The 17,031-nt window shown below is 54.3% G+C and carries 21 protein-coding genes; 13 read left to right on the top strand and 8 right to left on the bottom strand.

What is annotated here, in order from left to right; genetic code table 11:
- The first annotated feature begins 34 nt into the window (after positions 1-34).
- From dmsB to clcB, 8 genes are all read left to right on the top strand, one after another.
- Positions 35-652, top strand: coding sequence for a dimethylsulfoxide reductase iron-sulfur subunit DmsB (dmsB, locus tag OGX75_RS11090; RefSeq protein WP_012132456.1), 618 nt, complete (start codon positions 35-37; stop codon positions 650-652).
- 1 nt (position 653) lies between these two features.
- On the top strand, positions 654-1,511 hold the full coding sequence (locus tag OGX75_RS11085) for a dimethyl sulfoxide reductase anchor subunit family protein (RefSeq protein WP_058669090.1): 858 nt from the start codon (positions 654-656) through the stop codon (positions 1,509-1,511).
- 41 nt (positions 1,512-1,552) lie between these two features.
- Entirely contained in the window at positions 1,553-2,167 is a 615-nt protein-coding gene (gene dmsD, locus OGX75_RS11080) for a Tat proofreading chaperone DmsD (RefSeq protein ID WP_024130349.1), read from the top strand.
- Between the two features lie 305 nt (positions 2,168-2,472).
- Positions 2,473-3,183 (top strand): osmoprotectant ABC transporter permease OsmY, encoded by a 711-nt coding sequence (gene osmY, locus OGX75_RS11075; protein ID WP_047457184.1) that lies wholly within the window; start codon positions 2,473-2,475, stop codon positions 3,181-3,183.
- A 27-nt stretch (positions 3,184-3,210) separates the two neighbouring features.
- Entirely contained in the window at positions 3,211-4,113 is a 903-nt protein-coding gene (osmX, locus tag OGX75_RS11070; protein WP_012132460.1) for an osmoprotectant ABC transporter substrate-binding protein OsmX, read from the top strand.
- Positions 4,114-4,122: 9 nt separating this feature from the next.
- Positions 4,123-4,770: an osmoprotectant ABC transporter permease OsmW gene (gene osmW / locus OGX75_RS11065; protein WP_012132461.1), complete on the top strand. Its 648-nt coding sequence runs from the start codon at positions 4,123-4,125 to the stop codon at positions 4,768-4,770.
- Positions 4,770-5,918: an osmoprotectant ABC transporter ATP-binding protein OsmV gene (gene osmV, locus OGX75_RS11060; RefSeq protein ID WP_047457187.1), complete on the top strand. Its 1,149-nt coding sequence runs from the start codon at positions 4,770-4,772 to the stop codon at positions 5,916-5,918. The genes osmW and osmV overlap by 1 nt, the downstream gene beginning before the upstream one ends.
- A gap of 164 nt (positions 5,919-6,082) precedes the next feature.
- Positions 6,083-7,372: a voltage-gated ClC-type chloride channel ClcB gene (clcB, locus tag OGX75_RS11055; RefSeq protein WP_048902388.1), complete on the top strand. Its 1,290-nt coding sequence runs from the start codon at positions 6,083-6,085 to the stop codon at positions 7,370-7,372.
- On the opposite strand, the gene bioD is transcribed toward clcB, so the two are convergent.
- From bioD to ynfL, 3 genes are all read right to left on the bottom strand, one after another.
- Positions 7,328-8,023 (bottom strand): dethiobiotin synthase, encoded by a 696-nt coding sequence (gene bioD, locus OGX75_RS11050; protein WP_024130350.1) that lies wholly within the window; start codon positions 8,021-8,023, stop codon positions 7,328-7,330. The two genes, clcB and bioD, sit on opposite strands and share 45 nt — an antisense overlap.
- A 125-nt stretch (positions 8,024-8,148) precedes the next feature.
- Positions 8,149-9,369, bottom strand: a complete 1,221-nt coding sequence (gene mlc / locus OGX75_RS11045) for a sugar metabolism global transcriptional regulator Mlc (protein WP_012132466.1) — start codon at positions 9,367-9,369, stop codon at positions 8,149-8,151.
- A gap of 128 nt (positions 9,370-9,497) precedes the next feature.
- Positions 9,498-10,397 carry a multidrug efflux transcriptional activator YnfL/SxtR(Kp) gene (ynfL, locus tag OGX75_RS11040; protein ID WP_012132468.1) on the bottom strand — a complete coding sequence of 300 codons (900 nt, stop codon included), beginning with the start codon at positions 10,395-10,397 and terminating at the stop codon, positions 9,498-9,500.
- A gap of 120 nt (positions 10,398-10,517) precedes the next feature.
- Between ynfL and ynfM the strand changes: the two genes are divergently transcribed.
- Positions 10,518-11,771 (top strand): multidrug efflux MFS transporter YnfM/SxtP(Kp), encoded by a 1,254-nt coding sequence (ynfM, locus tag OGX75_RS11035; protein ID WP_012132469.1) that lies wholly within the window; start codon positions 10,518-10,520, stop codon positions 11,769-11,771.
- Between the two features lie 58 nt (positions 11,772-11,829).
- Here ynfM and OGX75_RS11030 read toward each other — a convergent pair whose 3' ends face one another.
- Both OGX75_RS11030 and OGX75_RS11025 read right to left on the bottom strand, forming a co-directional pair.
- Positions 11,830-11,922, bottom strand: a complete 93-nt coding sequence (locus tag OGX75_RS11030) for a KPN_01571 family protein (RefSeq protein WP_208855431.1) — start codon at positions 11,920-11,922, stop codon at positions 11,830-11,832.
- A 133-nt stretch (positions 11,923-12,055) separates the two neighbouring features.
- On the bottom strand, positions 12,056-12,745 hold the full coding sequence (locus OGX75_RS11025; RefSeq protein ID WP_012132472.1) for a CPBP family intramembrane glutamic endopeptidase: 690 nt from the start codon (positions 12,743-12,745) through the stop codon (positions 12,056-12,058).
- A 175-nt stretch (positions 12,746-12,920) separates the two neighbouring features.
- Here OGX75_RS11025 and OGX75_RS11020 point away from each other — a divergent pair, with 175 nt between their 5' ends.
- The 4 genes from OGX75_RS11020 (at position 12,921) to OGX75_RS11010 (ending at position 15,924) form a co-directional block, all read left to right on the top strand.
- Positions 12,921-14,411 (top strand): carboxypeptidase M32, encoded by a 1,491-nt coding sequence (locus OGX75_RS11020; protein WP_286451569.1) that lies wholly within the window; start codon positions 12,921-12,923, stop codon positions 14,409-14,411.
- A gap of 160 nt (positions 14,412-14,571) precedes the next feature.
- Positions 14,572-14,835, top strand: coding sequence for an acid resistance repetitive basic protein Asr (gene asr, locus OGX75_RS11015; RefSeq protein WP_047457204.1), 264 nt, complete (start codon positions 14,572-14,574; stop codon positions 14,833-14,835).
- Between the two features lie 88 nt (positions 14,836-14,923).
- Positions 14,924-15,004 carry a small membrane protein YdgU gene (ydgU, locus tag OGX75_RS21300; protein ID WP_455549893.1) on the top strand — a complete coding sequence of 27 codons (81 nt, stop codon included), beginning with the start codon at positions 14,924-14,926 and terminating at the stop codon, positions 15,002-15,004.
- Positions 15,005-15,105: 101 nt separating this feature from the next.
- On the top strand, positions 15,106-15,924 hold the full coding sequence (locus OGX75_RS11010; protein WP_286451570.1) for a trypsin-like serine peptidase: 819 nt from the start codon (positions 15,106-15,108) through the stop codon (positions 15,922-15,924).
- Between the two features lie 45 nt (positions 15,925-15,969).
- On the opposite strand, the gene mdtI is transcribed toward OGX75_RS11010, so the two are convergent.
- The 3 genes from mdtI to OGX75_RS21295 all read right to left on the bottom strand — a co-directional run bounded on the left by mdtI (position 15,970) and on the right by OGX75_RS21295 (position 16,933).
- A complete protein-coding gene (mdtI, locus tag OGX75_RS11005; RefSeq protein WP_012132478.1) occupies positions 15,970-16,299 on the bottom strand; it encodes a multidrug/spermidine efflux SMR transporter subunit MdtI in 330 nt (109 codons plus the stop codon).
- Complete coding sequence (gene mdtJ / locus OGX75_RS11000; protein ID WP_286451571.1) at positions 16,286-16,648, bottom strand: multidrug/spermidine efflux SMR transporter subunit MdtJ; 363 nt, start codon at positions 16,646-16,648, stop codon at positions 16,286-16,288. The genes mdtI and mdtJ overlap by 14 nt, the downstream gene beginning before the upstream one ends.
- Before the next feature lie 111 nt (positions 16,649-16,759).
- Positions 16,760-16,933, bottom strand: coding sequence for a protein YdgV (locus OGX75_RS21295; RefSeq protein WP_012132481.1), 174 nt, complete (start codon positions 16,931-16,933; stop codon positions 16,760-16,762).
- Positions 16,934-17,031: the final 98 nt, after the last annotated feature.

Below are 17,031 nucleotides of genomic sequence, written 5' to 3'. Positions count from 1 at the left end.
CTCGTTCAGGTTGAGAAGGTATAAGGAGTAACCGATGACAACCCAATATGGATTTTTTATTGACTCCAGTCGTTGCACCGGTTGCAAAACCTGCGAACTGGCCTGCAAAGACTACAAAGATTTAACCCCGGACGTCAGCTTCCGCCGCATCTATGAATATGCGGGCGGCGACTGGCAGGAGGATAACGGCGTCTGGCACCAGAATGTCTTTGCCTACTATCTTTCCATCTCCTGCAACCACTGCGAAGACCCGGCCTGCACGAAAGTGTGTCCGAGCGGCGCGATGCACAAACGCGAGGACGGTTTTGTGGTGGTGGATGAGGATGTCTGCATCGGCTGTCGCTACTGCCATATGGCCTGCCCGTACGGTGCGCCGCAGTACAACGCCGCCAAAGGCCACATGACCAAATGCGACGGCTGTCATGACCGCGTTGCCGACGGCAAAAAGCCGATCTGCGTCGAGTCCTGCCCGCTGCGCGCGCTGGACTTTGGCCCGATAGAAGAGCTGCGGAAGAAACATGGCACGCTGGCGGCCGTTGCGCCGCTGCCGGGCGCGCACTTCACCAGACCGAACATTGTGATTAAACCCAACGCCAACAGCCGCCCGACCGGGGATACCACGGGTTATCTGGCAAATCCGAAGGAGGTATAAAATGGGAAATGGATGGCATGAATGGCCGCTGGTGCTGTTTACGGTGTTCGGTCAATGCGTTGTCGGCGCATTGATTGTCAGCGGTCTGGGCTGGTTTGCGGCGAAAGACGATGCGGCCAGCAGACAGCGTATTGTGCGCGGTATGTTCTTTTTATGGGTCGTCATGGGGCTGGGTTTTCTGGCGTCGATCATGCACCTCGGCTCGCCGTTCCGCGCGTTTAACTCGCTTAACCGGGTGGGCGCTTCCGCGCTGAGTAATGAAATTGCCGCTGGCTCTGTCTTTTTTGCCGTAGGCGGTTTCTGGTGGCTGGTGGCTGTGCTCGGCAAGATGCCGGAAGCACTGGGCAAAATCTGGCTGCTGGTCAGCATGGTACTCGGGGTGGTATTTGTCTGGGCAATGACGCGGGTCTATCAGATCGATACCGTTCCGACCTGGTATAATGGCTACACGACGCTGGCATTCTTCCTGACGGTGTTCCTGAGCGGGCCGCTATTTGCGGCGCTGATATTGCGCGCCGCGCGCGCCAGATTCAACGGCACGACGTTCGCAAGCATCAGCGTGCTGGCGCTGTTAGTCTGCGCGGCCGTAATCATCATGCAAGGCATGTCGCTTGGGGCGATCCACAGCTCCGTGCAACAGGCGAGCGCGCTGGTTCCAGACTATGGCCGCTTACAGGTCTGGCGCGTAGTGCTACTTGCTGCCGGGCTGGGTTGCTGGATATGCCCGTTAGTGCGCCGCAAAGAACCGCACGTCGCCGGATTGTTGCTGGGGTTAATCCTGGTGCTTGGCGGCGAAATCATAGGTCGCGGATTGTTTTACGGCCTGCATATGACCGTTGGAATGGCCGTTGCAGGTTAACTTACGCGTGCGGGGAAACCCGCACCTTTCAGGATGGTTTCATGACTTCTTTTTCACAACGTGACGATTTTTCTATGGCTGCACGCGTGCTGGGCGCGTTGTTTTATTATGCGCCAGACAGTACCGAAGCCGCCCCGTTGGTTTCAGCGTTAAAAACCGACGGCTGGCAGGCGCAGTGGCCTCTTTCACCGGAGGTTCTGGCGCCGATTGCGGCGGTTTTTCAGGCCGACATCGAGGAGCCGCTCCCGCAAGCCTGGCAACGTCTGTTTGTCGGTCCCTGGGCGCTTCCGTCGCCTCCCTGGGGATCGGTCTGGCTGGACCGTGAAAGCGTGTTGTTTGGCGAGTCTACGCTGGCATTACGCCAGTGGATGCGGGACAACGGCATCCAGTTTGAGATCCAGCAAAATGAACCGGAAGATCATTTTGGTTCCCTGTTGCTGTTGGCTGCCTGGCTTGCGGAAAATGGCCGTCATAGCGAATGCGAACAACTGCTGGCCTGGCATCTGTTGCCGTGGTCTGCGCGCTTCCTGGCGGTTTTCATCGAAGGCGCAAACCATCCATTTTACCAGGCGGCAGGTGAGCTGGCACAGCAAACGCTGGCGCAGTGGCAGTCTCAGTTGCTGATCCCCGTCGCCGTAAAACCGCTGTTTCGCTAACGCTTTTTCAGGCAGGGTACGCCCTGCCTTTATCGTCAAAAACCGGTTGTTTCCCCTTCTCGATAAGTGACAACGTCACTTTACCTTTCCATTTTTAAGACAATTCTTCACATTCGCGCACATCCTTCGCCCTGTAAGGGCAAATGAGCAACGGGCATGCATAGCCTGCTAATTTAAATACCTGTCTCGCTGGAATCCTTCCCGACGTGTTGCTATAGCTCAAAACACCCTGCCGCTACATGGCATAACAACACGCAACGTCTCTTTCGTTGCCATAACGCATGCAAACAGGGAGACACACCGCAATGCACACTTTTACGTTAAAACGCGTGCTCGGGTTTACTGGCGCGATCGCTCTTGTGCTGGCGCTGCTGGTTTGGGGAGTGGGTCTGGAAACCATTAAAGCGCGTCAGGTTGATCTGCTTTATTTGGGCAAACAGCATTTACTCCTCGTCTTTACCTCCATGTTCTTCGCCTTAGTTATCGGTATTCCCAGCGGCATTTTACTGAGCCGTACAGCAGCCAAAGGATTCGCCGAATACGTAATGCAGCTCTTTAATGTAGGCAATACTCTGCCGCCTCTGGCCGTACTGGCACTGGCGATGGTGATTATCGGCATTGGCGACGTTCCGGCGATTTTCGCGCTGTTCCTCGCCTCGCTTCTTCCTGTCGTGCGCAATACCTACGCCGGGCTTTGTTCTGTTCCCGCCTCCCTGATTGAAGCCGCAAACGGCATCGGTATGACGAAATGGCAGCGTCTGCGTCAGGTTGAGCTGCCCAATGCCTGGCCGGTGATGCTTGCAGGGATTCGGATCGCGACGGCGATTAATGTGGGTACGGCCCCGCTGGCGTTCCTGATTGGGGCCAGCAGCTACGGCGAGCTGATTTTCCCCGGCATTTACCTCAATGACTTCCCGACGCTGATTCTGGGCGCAACGGCAACCGCTCTGGTGGCGCTGATTCTCGACAGCCTGCTTGCCCTGCTTGGCCGCATCCTCAGTCCGCATACGGCCTGATACAACGATAAGAATAAGGAGCGCTGAATGACATTAAAAAAACATCTGCTGGGATGGCTTGCCGCCGCGTTGCTCGTTACCGGACAGGCTCAGGCGGCCCCGTTGATCCTTGCAACCAAAGGTTTTACCGAACAACACATCCTTTCCGCCATGACCGTGCAGTACCTGCAAAAAAAGGGTTTTCAGGTTCAGCCGCGCACCAACATTGCGGCGGTGATTTCACGTAATGCCATGGTGAATAAGCAGATTGATATCACCTGGGAATACACCGGCACGTCCCTGATCATTTTTAACCACATTGATAAACGGATGAGCCCGCAGGAATCCTACGATACCGTCAAACGCCTGGATGCGAAGCTCGGACTGGTATGGCTAAACCCGGCGAATATGAATAACACCTACGCGTTCGCCATGCAGCGCAAACGCGCCGAAGCAGAGAACATCAACACCCTGTCGGAAATGGTGGCGAAAATCGAACACATCCGCCAGACCGACCCTGACAATAACTGGATGTTAGGTCTCGACCTTGAGTTTTCCGGGCGCAGCGACGGGATGAAGCCGTTGCAGGATGCCTACCAGATGCAGCTTGACCGTCCGCAGATTCGGCAAATGGACCCGGGTCTGGTCTATAACGCCGTGCGCGACGGCTTTGTGGACGCCGGTCTGGTGTACACCACGGATGGCCGGGTGAAGGGTTTTGACCTCAAGGTGCTGGAAGATGATAAAGGCTTCTTCCCAGGTTACGCTGTCACGCCTGTCGTCCGTAAAGAGATACTGGATGCCCATCCGGGGCTGGATGATGCGCTGAATACCCTTTCCGGGCTGCTCAATAACGACGTCATCTCGACGCTTAATGCGCAGGTCGACATCGATCACCAGTCACCCCAGCAGGTTGCGCGCACATTCCTGCAACAAAAAGGTCTGCTGTAAGGAGCGCTTATGGATACGATTCATTACATGATGGATAACGCGGGTTATCTGACGAGCCTCACTCTTCAGCATTTGTGGCTGGTTGCGCTGGCCGTCGGTCTGGCGATTATCATTGGCGTGCCGCTGGGCATTCTGATTGTTCGTCATAAATGGCTGGCTACGCCGGTGTTAGGGGCGGCGACGCTGCTGCTCACTATCCCGTCCATCGCATTATTTGGTTTGATGATCCCGCTGTTTTCGCTGATCGGTCAGGGGATTGGCGCCCTTCCCGCAATTACCGCCGTTTTTCTTTACTCGTTGCTGCCGATTGTGCGCAACACGCACACCGCGCTCGACAGTTTACCGCCGGGCTTGCGCGAAGCGGGACGCGGAATTGGCATGACGTTCTGGCAGCGTTTGCGCTGGGTAGAAATTCCGATGGCCCTGCCGGTGATTTTTGGCGGGATTCGCACTGCCGTCGTCATGAATATCGGCGTGATGGCCATCGCCGCCGTTATTGGCGCTGGCGGCCTGGGGTTACTGTTACTGAACGGCATCGGCGGGAGTGACATCCGCATGTTAATCGCCGGTGCGCTGATGATTTGTCTGTTGGCCATTGTGCTCGACTGGTTGCTGCATCGCCTGCAAGTCGTACTGACACCTAAGGGGATACGATAATGATAAAACTGGAAAACCTCACCAAACGCTTTTCACAGAAGAATGGCCAACCGCTTAACGCCGTTGATAACATCAATCTGAACGTGCCGGAAGGTGAAATGTGCGTGCTGCTTGGGCCGTCAGGCTGCGGCAAGACCACCACCCTGAAGATGATCAACCGGCTGATCGCGCCCAGCAGCGGCAATATTTTCATTAACGGACAAAACACCAGTGCGATGGATACCGTCACGCTACGGCGCAATATTGGCTACGTGATCCAGCAAATTGGCCTGTTTCCCAACATGACCATCGAAGAGAACATCACGGTTGTCCCGCGTATGCTGGGCTGGGATAAAACCCGCTGCAAACGTCGCGCGGAAGAGTTAATGGACATGGTGGCAATGGATGCGAAAAAGTTTCTGCATCGCTACCCGAAAGAGATGTCTGGCGGTCAACAACAGCGCATCGGCGTGATCCGTGCGCTGGCGGCCGATCCCCCGGTGCTGTTGATGGATGAACCTTTCGGTGCGGTAGACCCGATTAACCGCGAGGTGATTCAGAATCAGTTTCTTGATATGCAGCGGGCGCTGAAAAAGACGGTGATGCTGGTCAGCCATGATATCGATGAAGCGCTGAAACTGGGCGACAGGATTGCCGTATTCCGCCAGGGCCGCATTATACAGTGCGCCAGCCCGGATGAATTGCTGGCAAAACCGGCGAATGAATTCGTCGGCTCATTTGTCGGTCAGGATCGTACGCTAAAACGTCTTCTGCTGGTTTCGGCGGGCGACGTAACCGACCAACAACCCACCCTGACCGCCCGCACCGCCACCTCGCTGGCAGAGGCGTTTGGCATCATGGACGATAATGATATTCGCGCGATCACCGTTGTCGACAGCGACGGCAAGCCGCTTGGCTTTGTGAAGCGTCGTGAAGCCAGGAACGCCAACGGCACCTGCGCGGATATAATCCACCCGTTTCGCGTCACCGGAAAAGCGGAAGACAACCTGCGTATTGTGCTGTCGAAACTGTACGAGAGTAACACCAGCTGGATGCCCATTGTCGATGAGGAAGGACGCTATAACGGCGAAATCTCGCAGGATTACATTGCCGATTATCTCAGTTCAGGCCGCACCCGTCGGGCGCTGAATATTCACGAAAGTAGCTAAACGCCGGATGGCAGCTACGCTTTACCTGGCCTACGGAGCACATTCTTGTCGGGCCGGTAAGCGAAGCGCCATCGGGCAGTTCCCCCTGCGCACGCAGTGCTTTTGCGTCTCGCGCTGTTTACCCGCAAAATAGACACTCCTGAAAATGCCTGTGTGGTCTGCCCATGCATCGCCTACATACATACCCTGATCTGCGAGCGATGTTTCGCCGCCTGTTAATCGCGACAATAATTGGCATCCTTGCCGCACTGGCGGTAGCTGGGTTTCGTCACGCCATGCTGGTGCTGGAATGGCTTTTTTTACGTAACGATACGGGAAGCCTGGTGAATGCCGCGACAAACCTTTCTCCCTGGCGACGGCTGATCACCCCCGCCGTGGGCGGTCTCGCGGCAGGTGCGCTGCTCTGGGGCTGGCAGAAAATGAATCAACAACGCCCCCATGCCCCCACCGACTACATGGAAGCCCTGCAAACAGATGGGCAATTCGATTACGGGGCAAGTCTGGTGAAGTCCCTTGCTTCGCTACTTGTCGTCGCCAGCGGTAGCGCCATCGGGCGCGAAGGGGCCATGATCTTACTGGCAGCGCTGGCGGCGTCCTGTTTTGCTCAGCGTTGCACCCCGCGTGAAGAGTGGAAATTGTGGATCGCCTGCGGCGCTGCGGCAGGGATGGCCAGCGCGTATCACGCCCCGCTGGCGGGCAGCCTCTTTATCGCGGAAATCCTGTTTGGCACGCTGATGCTGGCGTCGCTGGGCCCCGTTGTGATTTCCGCCGTCGTGGCATTACTGACCACCCATTTGCTCAGCGGCGGTAATGCCCTGCTCTATACGGTTCACCTGTCGCTGGATTTACATGTGCGGGAATATGCGATGATTATCAGCACCGGGCTGGTGGCTGGCGTCTGCGGGCCGCTGTTTATGTGGTTAATGACCACCACTCATAACGGTTTTATTCGGCTGAAATTATCGCCTCCGTGGCAACTGGCGCTGGGCGGATTCATCGTTGGCTTGCTATCCCTGCTGACGCCGGCCGTCTGGGGAAATGGCTACAGCGTCGTGCAGTCATTTTTGCTCTCCCCGCCGCTGCTCTCCGTGATCGCCGGGATCTTCATCTGCAAATTACTCGCCGTACTCGCCAGCAGCGGTTCCGGTGCGCCCGGCGGCGTCTTTACCCCCACGCTGTTCATCGGCTTGTCGATTGGTATGTTATACGGTCGGATGTGGGGATTCTGGCTTCCGGGAGCGGATGAGATGGCAATATTGCTGGGATTAACAGGAATGGCGACGCTGCTGGCGGCAACAACACACGCGCCGATGATGTCGACGCTGATGATCTGTGAAATGACCGGGGAGTATCGGCTACTCCCCGGATTACTGATTGCCTGCGTGGTGGCGTCGGTCTTATCGCGAACGTTACGCGAGGACTCGGTCTACCGACAGCACACTGCCGAGCATTGACAGACGGATATATTGCCCCAGTTCGCGTTGTTCGGCACGCGGCAAATAAGGCAGTTCGCCAATCAGCGGCGCAGGCAGTTTTTTGCTTAACACATCAATGATTTCGGCATAATGCGCCAGTCCGGGATTGATGCGGTTCGCCACCCAGCCGATCAGCGGTAATCCGTCATTGGCGATAGCCTGTGCGGTCAGCAGCGCATGGTTAATGCAGCCTTCCTGAATCCCCACCACCATCAGCACCGGTAACTGCTCCTGCACGACCCATTCAGATAACGGACGCAGGTCGTTCATCAGGCTGCGCCAGCCGCCGGTGCCTTCCACCACGACGTGGTCAACCTTTTCGCTCAGGCTGGCAAGCCCGTTGGATAACAGGGTGTAATTGATCGGGCAGCTATGCGCCACGCTGCTTTCGTCTTCGCTCAGCGCAATCGGATTGATCGCCTCATAAGGCAGCTCAATAGAAGAGACGCTCTGCAACACCAACGCATCTTTATTGCGCATGCCTTCCGGCGTCTCTTTGCTGCCTTTCGCAACGGGTTTATAACCTGCGACGCTTTTGTTCCCTGACGCTAACGCTTGTAGTAATGCGCGGGAAACCACTGTCTTCCCAACAGAAGTGTCTGTACCTGTAATAAAGAAACGCTTCAGCATCACTAACTCCACCGTTATGCTTCGAAAATATAAGCCAGGAAAATAATACAGTGGAGAAAGTCTAAGGTATGACAATCGCGATCAGCTTGCGTTAGCGCAAATTTTCGTACGACAGTTAAAAAATGTTAACCCTGTAATAGACGAATCAACAAAGAACCGTTATACATCGCGTCTTTTACCAGTGCGGCGCCCGCCATTGTCCCTTGATTGGAAAACTGCGTGCTTTCGACGGCGATATGTTTGCTATACGCCGGCAGCGCCTGTTGACGGATGCTGTCCGCAATCGCCGGAAAAAGGATTTCCGCCGCTTTGCTCAGCGGCGAACCGATCAGAATTTTTTGCGGATTAAATAAATTCACCATGATCGCCAGAATGCGGCCAACATGCATCCCGACGCCGCTAATGATATCTTTCGCCAGCAAATCCCCCTGCACCGCCGCCTGGCACAGCGAATCCACCGTCAGCGGCTGCCCGTGCAGCGAAGAACTCATTGACTGATTGAGTCGCAGCTGCGCCAGTTCAAGCACGCTGTCCACGCTGGCGATCGTTTCCAGACAGCCGTGGTTCCCGCAGTAACAACGTTTACCGTAGGGGTCGACCTGCGTATGGCCGATCTCCACCAGACTGCTGCTGCCCGCATGCAGTAAGTGGCCGTCGGTAATCACGCCAGCCCCAACGTTGTGATCAATCACCACCTGAATAACATCACGCGCGCCGCGCGATGCGCCAAAAAGCGCCTCGGCCATCGTCCAGGCGCTGATATCATGCTGAATATAGACCGGTACACCGGTGTGGTGTTCGAGGGTTTCCCCCAGCGGCATCTCTTTGACATCGTCGTAAAACGGCATGCGGTGCACAATGCCATTCTCAGTATCAATAATACCGGGTAAGGTGATGGCGATAGAGGTCAGGCGTTCGAGTTTTTGCTGGTGACGGATAAAGAACTGATCGACCATAAAAATGATGCGTTCAAGCAGCGGAGTCTCAGAAACCAGCGGTAGCTCAAGGCACTCCTCCACCACCAGCTTGCTGCTCAGGTCACGCAGGGCGAGAAAAATCTCGCCACGGCTGATACGAATAGACAAATAGTGCCAGGCCTCGGTTTCCACCACCAGCCCGACCGCCGGGCGACCTCGGCTTCCCGCCTCTTTGATCTCCAGCTCCTGAACTAAATGCGCTTCTAGCATTTCGCGAACAATTTTAGTGATACTGGCAGGCGCCAGTTGCGCCAGACGAGAAAGATCAATTCGCGACACGGGGCCCAGCTGATCAATCAGGCGATATACCGCGCCAGCATTGGTCTGCTTGATTTGATCGATATGCCCTGGCTGACTATCAGCAACCACCTCTGACTCCCTTTATTTTCGCGCTCCGAAATAATCTGTGGGCTATGGTGAATGACTTCAATAGTTGTCGTCAACTTTTTACTTAGCCGTGTGATTTACTGCACATTTTCATCCCTTTTTAAACTAAATTAAGCGCGCTTTGCGGCCGTTAAAAGTTGATGACGAAATCGTTGCGCAGCGTGACTTTGTTCATGATGTTTCGGCCATACCAGCCACATTTCCGACACGGCGTCCGCTTCGGCAATGGGCACCCAACGCATTTCATCAAGCTGTACCCGCTTAAACGAGGCGGGCAGGATCGACACCCCCAGTCCTGCGGCTACCAGCCCGATAATCGTCATCGCCTCTCCAACCTCCTGAGTGATCGCCGGAGTGAGATGGTAACGGCGCATCAGGCCGAGAATATCGTCATACAACCCCGTTCCGACATGCGGATCAAAAAAGACAAACGGTTCTTTCGCCAGCTCCGCCAGCGTCACGACCGGCTTTTGCGCCAGCGGATGTTCACGGGGGATCATCGCCAGCAATGGTTCATGCAGAATCACTTCCCAGTCCAGCGTATCCGGCAATGAGGTATTGCGCAGTAACCCCATATCCAGCGCGCCTTCATTAAGCGGCGCAATCTGCTCGCGGGTGTTCATTTCGCGGGTCTGCATATGCACATCCGGGTAGTCCTGGCGAAACAGAGACAGCGTATCCGAGACGGCTTTAATAAACGGCGCGGATGAGGTGAAGCCAATGCGCAGCTCGCCGGTCTCCCCCTGATGCAAGCGTTCCGCGCGGGCGGCGGCCTCATTCACCAGCCCAAGGATCTGCCGACTGTCTGCCAGAAACTGCTTACCCGCCGCCGTCAGCGCAACGCTCCGGTTGGTTCGCGCCAGCAGCCGTGCGCCAATCTGCTGCTCAAGGGTCTGGATCTGCTGGCTTAGCGGGGGTTGAGAGATATTCAGCCGCGCAGCCGCCCGGCCAAAATGCAACTCTTCCGCAACCGCCACAAAGTAGCGTAGATGACGAAGTTCAATATTCATATTTTATAAATATTATTTGAGATTATTAATATATTAGACAGAATATTTTGATTTTCCTACTCTTAGCACTGAGGTCATACCCGTCACCATAATCACGGGGATGTTGAGCAAGGATTTCAAGTGAGTCGTATTACTGCTGTCGACACCGCAACGGCGAGCGATGTTGATGAACACATTATTTCCCAGCCGGTTCAATATATAAAACGTGGTACATCCCAGTTTATGCGCGTTACGCTGGCGCTATTCTCCGCCGGGCTGGCGACGTTCGCCCTTCTCTATTGCGTACAACCGATACTGCCTGTGCTGTCCCATGAATTTGGCGTCTCTCCCGCCAGCAGCAGTATCTCGCTTTCCATCTCCACCGGCATGTTAGCCATCGGGCTGCTGTTTACCGGCCCGTTGTCCGACGCGATCGGCCGCAAACCTGTAATGGTGACGGCGCTGCTGCTGGCCTCCTGCTGTACGCTGCTTTCCACCATGATGACCAGCTGGCATGGCATTTTAATCATGCGCGCGCTGATAGGCCTGTCGTTGAGCGGCGTCGCTGCGGTAGGCATGACCTATTTAAGTGAAGAGATCCATCCTAGTTTCGTCGCCTTCTCAATGGGGTTGTACATTAGCGGCAACTCGATTGGCGGCATGAGCGGGCGTCTGATCAGCGGCGTATTTACCGACTTTTTTAACTGGCGCATCGCACTGGCGGCGATCGGCTGTTTCGCGCTGGCGTCCGCATTGATGTTCTGGAAAATCTTGCCGGAATCCCGCCATTTCCGACCGACCTCATTACGCCCCAAAACGCTGTTCATCAACTTCCGCCTTCACTGGCGCGACAGGGGCCTGCCGCTGTTATTCGCAGAAGGCTTTTTGTTAATGGGGTCATTTGTCACGCTATTTAACTATATCGGCTATCGGTTGATGCTTTCGCCCTGGGAACTCAGCCAGGCCATCGTGGGGCTTTTATCGGTGGCTTACCTGACGGGCACCTGGAGCTCACCTAAAGCAGGCGCCATGACGACGCGTTATGGGCGCGGGCCGGTGATGTTGTTCTCAACCGGCGTGATGTTGTTCGGGCTGTTAATGACGCTGTTCACGTCGCTATGGCTGATTTTCGCCGGAATGCTGCTCTTCTCCGCCGGATTCTTTGCCGCGCATTCGGTGGCAAGCAGCTGGATTGGCCCACGCGCGAAACGCGCCAAAGGCCAGGCATCTTCCCTGTATCTCTTCAGCTATTACCTGGGTTCCAGCATTGCCGGGACGTTAGGCGGGGTATTCTGGCACAGCTATGGCTGGAACGGTGTGGGCGGTTTTATCGCGCTGATGCTGCTTCTGGCACTGCTGGTTGGCTCCCGCCTGCATCATCGTCTGCACGTTTGATAAAGAGAAGGCCCGGGTCGAGCCCGGGCATTCTTTACAGCTCAACCAGCGCTTTGGATTACCACAATCCCAGGATGGAAGAAGCCCCCATCAATTCCCTGACGGCATCCAGTGCCAGAAGAGCAAAGATAACCCAGATAATTGGATTCATCATGCTGTGTGTATTTATTTTTATTGTTGAGGTTTGACTTTACCCCGCGCGATAGCCAAAAGCGAGACCGGAAGATAAAACTACCTGTAATGGTGGGCAACACTGACGATATCGCTTCCGAATGCCGTAAATATCACCCGGAGGATAATAAGACCTGAACGCCATATTGTATCCCGATCACCGTCGCATTCATTAATATATGCAGGGTAACAGGCATTAATAACCCTTTAGATTTGACTCTGGCGACAATAAGCACCTGCGATATTAAAAATAACATCAATAATGTTCTGATATCGGCGTACTGCGTATGCATCAGCGCAAACAGCGTTGAAACGACAAGCGACGTCGCCCACACCTTATCATTGAACCAGTACTGAAAGGCGTTGAACAGACACCCTCTGAAGACGATTTCCTCGTAGACCGGGACGAGGAAAATCAGTGACAGGTTGGTCAGCCAGAAAGCGTAGTTATGCAATGAAACCTGCGTCATGACCCACGCTTCTGTTTTTCTCATCCCCAACATAGCAGGTAAAAGAAACTGGATGATCAGAATGGCGCCAAACAAAATAACAAACCACTTTGCGCTCAATGTGCCTTTTCCCAGACCGTCTCTTTTTCTAAAAAAGAGATAATACAGCGGGACCAGAATAAGAAATTCCAGCACAAACATCAGCGGTAAAAGTAACCCACTTTCCATTAATTGCGCACTGCGGGTAAAAAACAGTGGCGTAAATGTAATACCAAACATCAGCATAAACATAGAAAAGCAGCCTGACACTGCTTTTGTCCTGACAATATAGGCGTTATCGATTTCCTGTTGCATCCCTGTTCCCTGTTAATATTTCACCAGTGTGCTTCACGACACCGCCATTTATGATAAGAAGTATCATTATCACTTACAACCTACCAACATTTCTGCCATCGTTGCCATCAGCGCATAAACATGTATGAATCAGGGTAAACTCCTCACATTCGCAGAACACGACGGGAACACAACAATGTCCAACAAGAGCCACTACCAACAACTCACCCGCACTTTCCAGCGCCTCTCCCGCTTTTCGCATCTCTCCGCTATCGCCAGTTGGGATATGTTCACCATGATGCCTCCCGGTGGAAGCACCGCGCGAGGCGAAGCGCTGGCCGAGCTGAACGTGCTGGAACATCAGTTACTGACTGACCCGAAGGTTGCGCAGTGGATAGCCGCCGCCGGGCAGGAAGATTTGAACGATGTTGAGCAGGCGAACCTGCGTGAAATGGCGAGGCGGCACCATCAGGCGGCCCTGCTGCCTGAGTCACTGGTGGAGGCGAAATCGCTGGCGGGGAGCCGGTGTGAACACGCATGGCGGAGTCAGCGTCCGGCGAATGACTGGCAAGGATTTGCGCAGAATCTGAAAGAGGTTGTGAAATACAGCCGTGAAGAGGCAAAACTTCGCGCCGAAGCTAAAGGATGTTCGCCCTACGATGCCCTGCTGGATATTTTTGAGCCCGATATGACCAGCACCCAACTGGATGTTCTGTTTGCGGATGTCAAAACCTGGCTTCCCGATCTGTTAAACCGCGCGGTGTCAAAACAGTCGCATCAGCCACTGATTGCGCCGGTCAGCCCGTTCCCGACGGCGCTACAGCGTGAACTGGGACTGGAAACCATGTCGCAGTTAGGGTTTGATTTTAACGCCGGTCGGCTGGACATCAGCGCCCACCCGTTCTGCGGCGGCGTGCCGGAAGATGTGCGCATCACCACGCGCTATGATGAAAATGAATTACTCAGCGCGCTCTTTGGCGTGATCCACGAAACGGGGCACGCCCGCTATGAACAGAATCTGCCCCACGCCTGGCAGGGTCAGCCGATCGCGTTTGCCCGCTCCACGGCCATCCATGAATCCCAGAGTCTGTTTTTCGAGATGCAACTGGGTCGCAGCACGGCGTTCCTCAAACGGCTCATTCCCGCCGTTAAACGTCATTTTGGCGATCAGCCCGCTTTTGAAGAAGCGAATTTCATTGCCTGGAATCAGCGGGTGAAACCGGGCTTTATCCGCGTGGATGCCGACGAAGTGAGTTATCCTGCCCATATTATCTTGCGCTATGACATTGAACAGGCACTGATTAACGGCGACATCGAAGTGGATGATATTCCCGCGCTGTGGGATGAAAAAATGCAGGCCTGGCTGGGGCTGTCAACCGCGGGAGATTACCGTAACGGCTGTATGCAGGACATCCACTGGACCGACGGCGGCTTTGGCTACTTCCCGTCTTATACGCTGGGCGCCATATATGCCGCACAGCTGTTTAGCGCTGCCCGTCGCGCATTGCCGGATCTGCATAATCAGATTGCGCAAGGCGATCTCAGCGCCTTGTTTGACTGGCTGCGACAAAATATCTGGCAGCACGGCAGTCGCTTTACTACCGCGCAGCTGATCGCTCAGGCCACCGGAGAACCGTTGAGCAGCCGTTACTTCCGGGCGCATCTGGAATCACGCTATTTGTCATGATGTCTCTTGTTTGCCCGATAGCGTCAATCTGTCGGGCCGGTTGTACATACCGTTACACACCGATACCAATGACTCACGGAAGCCCTCGATTTACAGCGATATAGTGATTTCACCGGCCCCGCAGTGGGGTTGAATAAAAAACCAAATCGAGGGTATCAGAATGAAAAAAGTATTAGCTCTGGTTGTTGCCGCTGCTATGGGTCTGTCTTCTGCTGCATTTGCTGCTGAAACGGCAACGTCCACGACGGCTCCGGCTGCGGCACCCGCTAAAACCGCACCGGCAAAAACCACGCATCACAAAAAACACCACAAAGCAGCAGCGACTCAGAAAGCGCCTGAACAAAAAGCGCAGGCAGCGAAAAAACACACCAAAAAAGCGGTAAAACATACTGCGGCTAAACCGGCAGCTAAACCGGCGGCATAAGGCACTGGCGAGTTCTATGGCGCTCCCCCGCGCCATAACACACGGCGCTAAATCATCGGGTTTAGCGCCGTTTCTTCGGAGGGTTAACGTGTTTCGTTACCGCTTTGAGTTGATTCTCACCATGCTTATATTATGCGCCCTTATTGCCACGCATTTTTATATTTCCTGAATGTAGTTATCTGATTTTACTCCCACTTTCCTGCCGTCACGTCTATAGTATTCACTGAGGGTTTGCTTTTAATAATCATAATTACCCACACAGAGTGTGATATGCATAAAACCATTGCGGTATTACTGGGCGTAATTTGTCTTTCCCCTGTTGTTGCTCATGCGGATGAGGCAGATACCACCACGGATACCCGTGAAACCAAAACGTTATTTTTTGACCATGACGATCGGGTCAAGGTTGAAGATCCGACGCAGTCGCCGTGGGACGCTATTGGTCAACTGGAAACCGCCAGCGGCAACCTGTGTACCGCCACGCTCATTTCATCTCATCTGGCGCTCACCGCCGGACACTGCTTGTTAACGCCGCCGAAAGGGAAGCCAGATAAAGCCGTGGCTTTGCGTTTCGTATCGCAAAAAGGTCTCTGGCGTTATGAAATCCACGGTATTGAAGGTCGGGTCGATCCATCTCTGGGAAAGCGCTTAAAGCCTGATGGCGATGGCTGGATTGTCCCTCCGGCCGCCGCGCCGTGGGATTTTGGTTTGATTGTGCTGCGTTATCCGCCGTCCGGCATTACCCCACTGCCCTTATTTGAAGGCGATAAGGCCGCGCTAACCGCTGCCCTGAAAACCGCCGACCGCAAAGTGACGCAGTCCGGTTACCCGGAAGATCATCTTGATACGCTTTACTCGCATCAGGATTGCCTGATTACCGGCTGGGCGCAAAACGCGGTGCTCTCTCACCAGTGCGACACGCTGCCCGGCGACAGCGGTTCTCCGTTAATGCTGCATACCGACGCTGGCTGGCAGTTGATTGGCGTACAAAGTTCCGCTCCGGCGGCAAAAGATCGCTGGCGGGCTGACAACCGCGCGATTTCCGTCACCGGCTTTCACGACAAGCTGGAAGCGCTGGCTCAGGAATAGATGATGGTTCCCGTGCGCTGCCCGCCGTAACGGGCAGCATAGCTGTCAGGCCAGTTTTATCATGATCATGCCGATAAGCAGCAATACCACGCCTACCCAGCCTTTGTTGTTCAGACGCTGTCCAAAAAGCACCCACCCGGCTGCCAGCGTGGCGGCGATACCAAATCCGCCCCACAACGCATATGCCACCGAAAGATCAATGCCTTTTACCGCCTGAGAGAGCGCGCTGAAGGCCGCCAGCACCGCGGCCAGCGACAGAATGCCATAGAACTTGCGACGAAAGCCGTCAGAAAACTTCAGGAACACGTTAGCGACGATTTCCAGAACGATCGCCATCGCCAGCCACGCGGCATGAACCCACTCAAACTGCGGCATGCGTCGCCTCCTTCGCGGCGTTTACTGGTTTGCGCGTACCCGATTTGATCAGCGCGATCCCGAATACCAGCGTAACCAGACCCGCAATTTTCATGGTCGATAAGGCTTCGTCAAATAACAGCACGCTAAACAGCGTAATAAATAAAATACCGATGCCTTCCCACAAGGCATACGCTACGCCAAGCGCAATTTTTTTTACGGCAAAAGAGAGAAAAATATACGACAGCGTAATCATGACCAGCATTAAAATAAAACCCGTGTTGCCATTGCTTACGCTTGCCCATTTCATCGACAGCGTTCCGGTAATTTCAGCCGCAATGGCAAGGGCTAATAAAATCCAGTAAAACATGGTGCTTCTCCTGCTTGAGAATATAGTCCTTCGGGCCTGCTACATGCAGCAAACCAAAAAATAAAATGAATTAGCCAAGCGCGTAACGCCAGCTCAGGCAGAAGTAAGGGACTAAAGCGCGTTGCGCCAGTGCTGCTCACCAGCAAGCAGGAAAGAGGAAGAAGTGCGAAGAAGTACGGTCTGTGTAGAAAAAAACGTCCTGAACATATTGTCCATAATATTACAATTATCCGCAGTGTTGCTTCTCGTCATCGCGGATGAAAATTGTCCTCGGTAGTTAAACACGTCTGATTTGTACCACAGCCTTAGAATTAACTCAAAACCTTTTCACTTCTTTACCCGCGCTGTTTGATTTTTGTTAGCACAGCCCGACAAAAATCACA

It is taken from the genome of Citrobacter sp. CK199, from assembly GCF_030333285.1.
GTDB lineage: Bacteria > Pseudomonadota > Gammaproteobacteria > Enterobacterales > Enterobacteriaceae > Citrobacter_B > Citrobacter_B koseri.
The sequence above is the reverse complement of the archived record's forward strand: the minus strand, read 5'-3'. Positions and strand labels throughout refer to the sequence as shown.

Excerpts from the sequence above, each read along its gene's own strand:
- dmsB (WP_012132456.1), top strand. The coding sequence starts at position 35 with ATGACAACCCAATATGGATTTTTTATTGACTCCAGTCGTTGCACCGGT.
- OGX75_RS11085 (WP_058669090.1), top strand. The coding sequence starts at position 654 with ATGGGAAATGGATGGCATGAATGGCCGCTGGTGCTGTTTACGGTGTTC.
- dmsD (WP_024130349.1), top strand. The coding sequence starts at position 1,553 with ATGACTTCTTTTTCACAACGTGACGATTTTTCTATGGCTGCACGCGTG.
- osmY (WP_047457184.1), top strand. The coding sequence starts at position 2,473 with ATGCACACTTTTACGTTAAAACGCGTGCTCGGGTTTACTGGCGCGATC.
- osmX (WP_012132460.1), top strand. The coding sequence starts at position 3,211 with ATGACATTAAAAAAACATCTGCTGGGATGGCTTGCCGCCGCGTTGCTC.
- osmW (WP_012132461.1), top strand. The coding sequence starts at position 4,123 with ATGGATACGATTCATTACATGATGGATAACGCGGGTTATCTGACGAGC.
- osmV (WP_047457187.1), top strand. The coding sequence starts at position 4,770 with ATGATAAAACTGGAAAACCTCACCAAACGCTTTTCACAGAAGAATGGC.
- clcB (WP_048902388.1), top strand. The coding sequence starts at position 6,083 with ATGCATCGCCTACATACATACCCTGATCTGCGAGCGATGTTTCGCCGC.
- bioD (WP_024130350.1), bottom strand. The coding sequence starts at position 8,023 with ATGCTGAAGCGTTTCTTTATTACAGGTACAGACACTTCTGTTGGGAAG.
- ynfL (WP_012132468.1), bottom strand. The coding sequence starts at position 10,397 with ATGAATATTGAACTTCGTCATCTACGCTACTTTGTGGCGGTTGCGGAA.
- OGX75_RS11030 (WP_208855431.1), bottom strand. The coding sequence starts at position 11,922 with ATGAATCCAATTATCTGGGTTATCTTTGCTCTTCTGGCACTGGATGCC.
- OGX75_RS11025 (WP_012132472.1), bottom strand. The coding sequence starts at position 12,745 with ATGCAACAGGAAATCGATAACGCCTATATTGTCAGGACAAAAGCAGTG.
- OGX75_RS11020 (WP_286451569.1), top strand. The coding sequence starts at position 12,921 with ATGTCCAACAAGAGCCACTACCAACAACTCACCCGCACTTTCCAGCGC.
- asr (WP_047457204.1), top strand. The coding sequence starts at position 14,572 with ATGAAAAAAGTATTAGCTCTGGTTGTTGCCGCTGCTATGGGTCTGTCT.
- OGX75_RS11010 (WP_286451570.1), top strand. The coding sequence starts at position 15,106 with ATGCATAAAACCATTGCGGTATTACTGGGCGTAATTTGTCTTTCCCCT.
- mdtI (WP_012132478.1), bottom strand. The coding sequence starts at position 16,299 with ATGCCGCAGTTTGAGTGGGTTCATGCCGCGTGGCTGGCGATGGCGATC.
- mdtJ (WP_286451571.1), bottom strand. The coding sequence starts at position 16,648 with ATGTTTTACTGGATTTTATTAGCCCTTGCCATTGCGGCTGAAATTACC.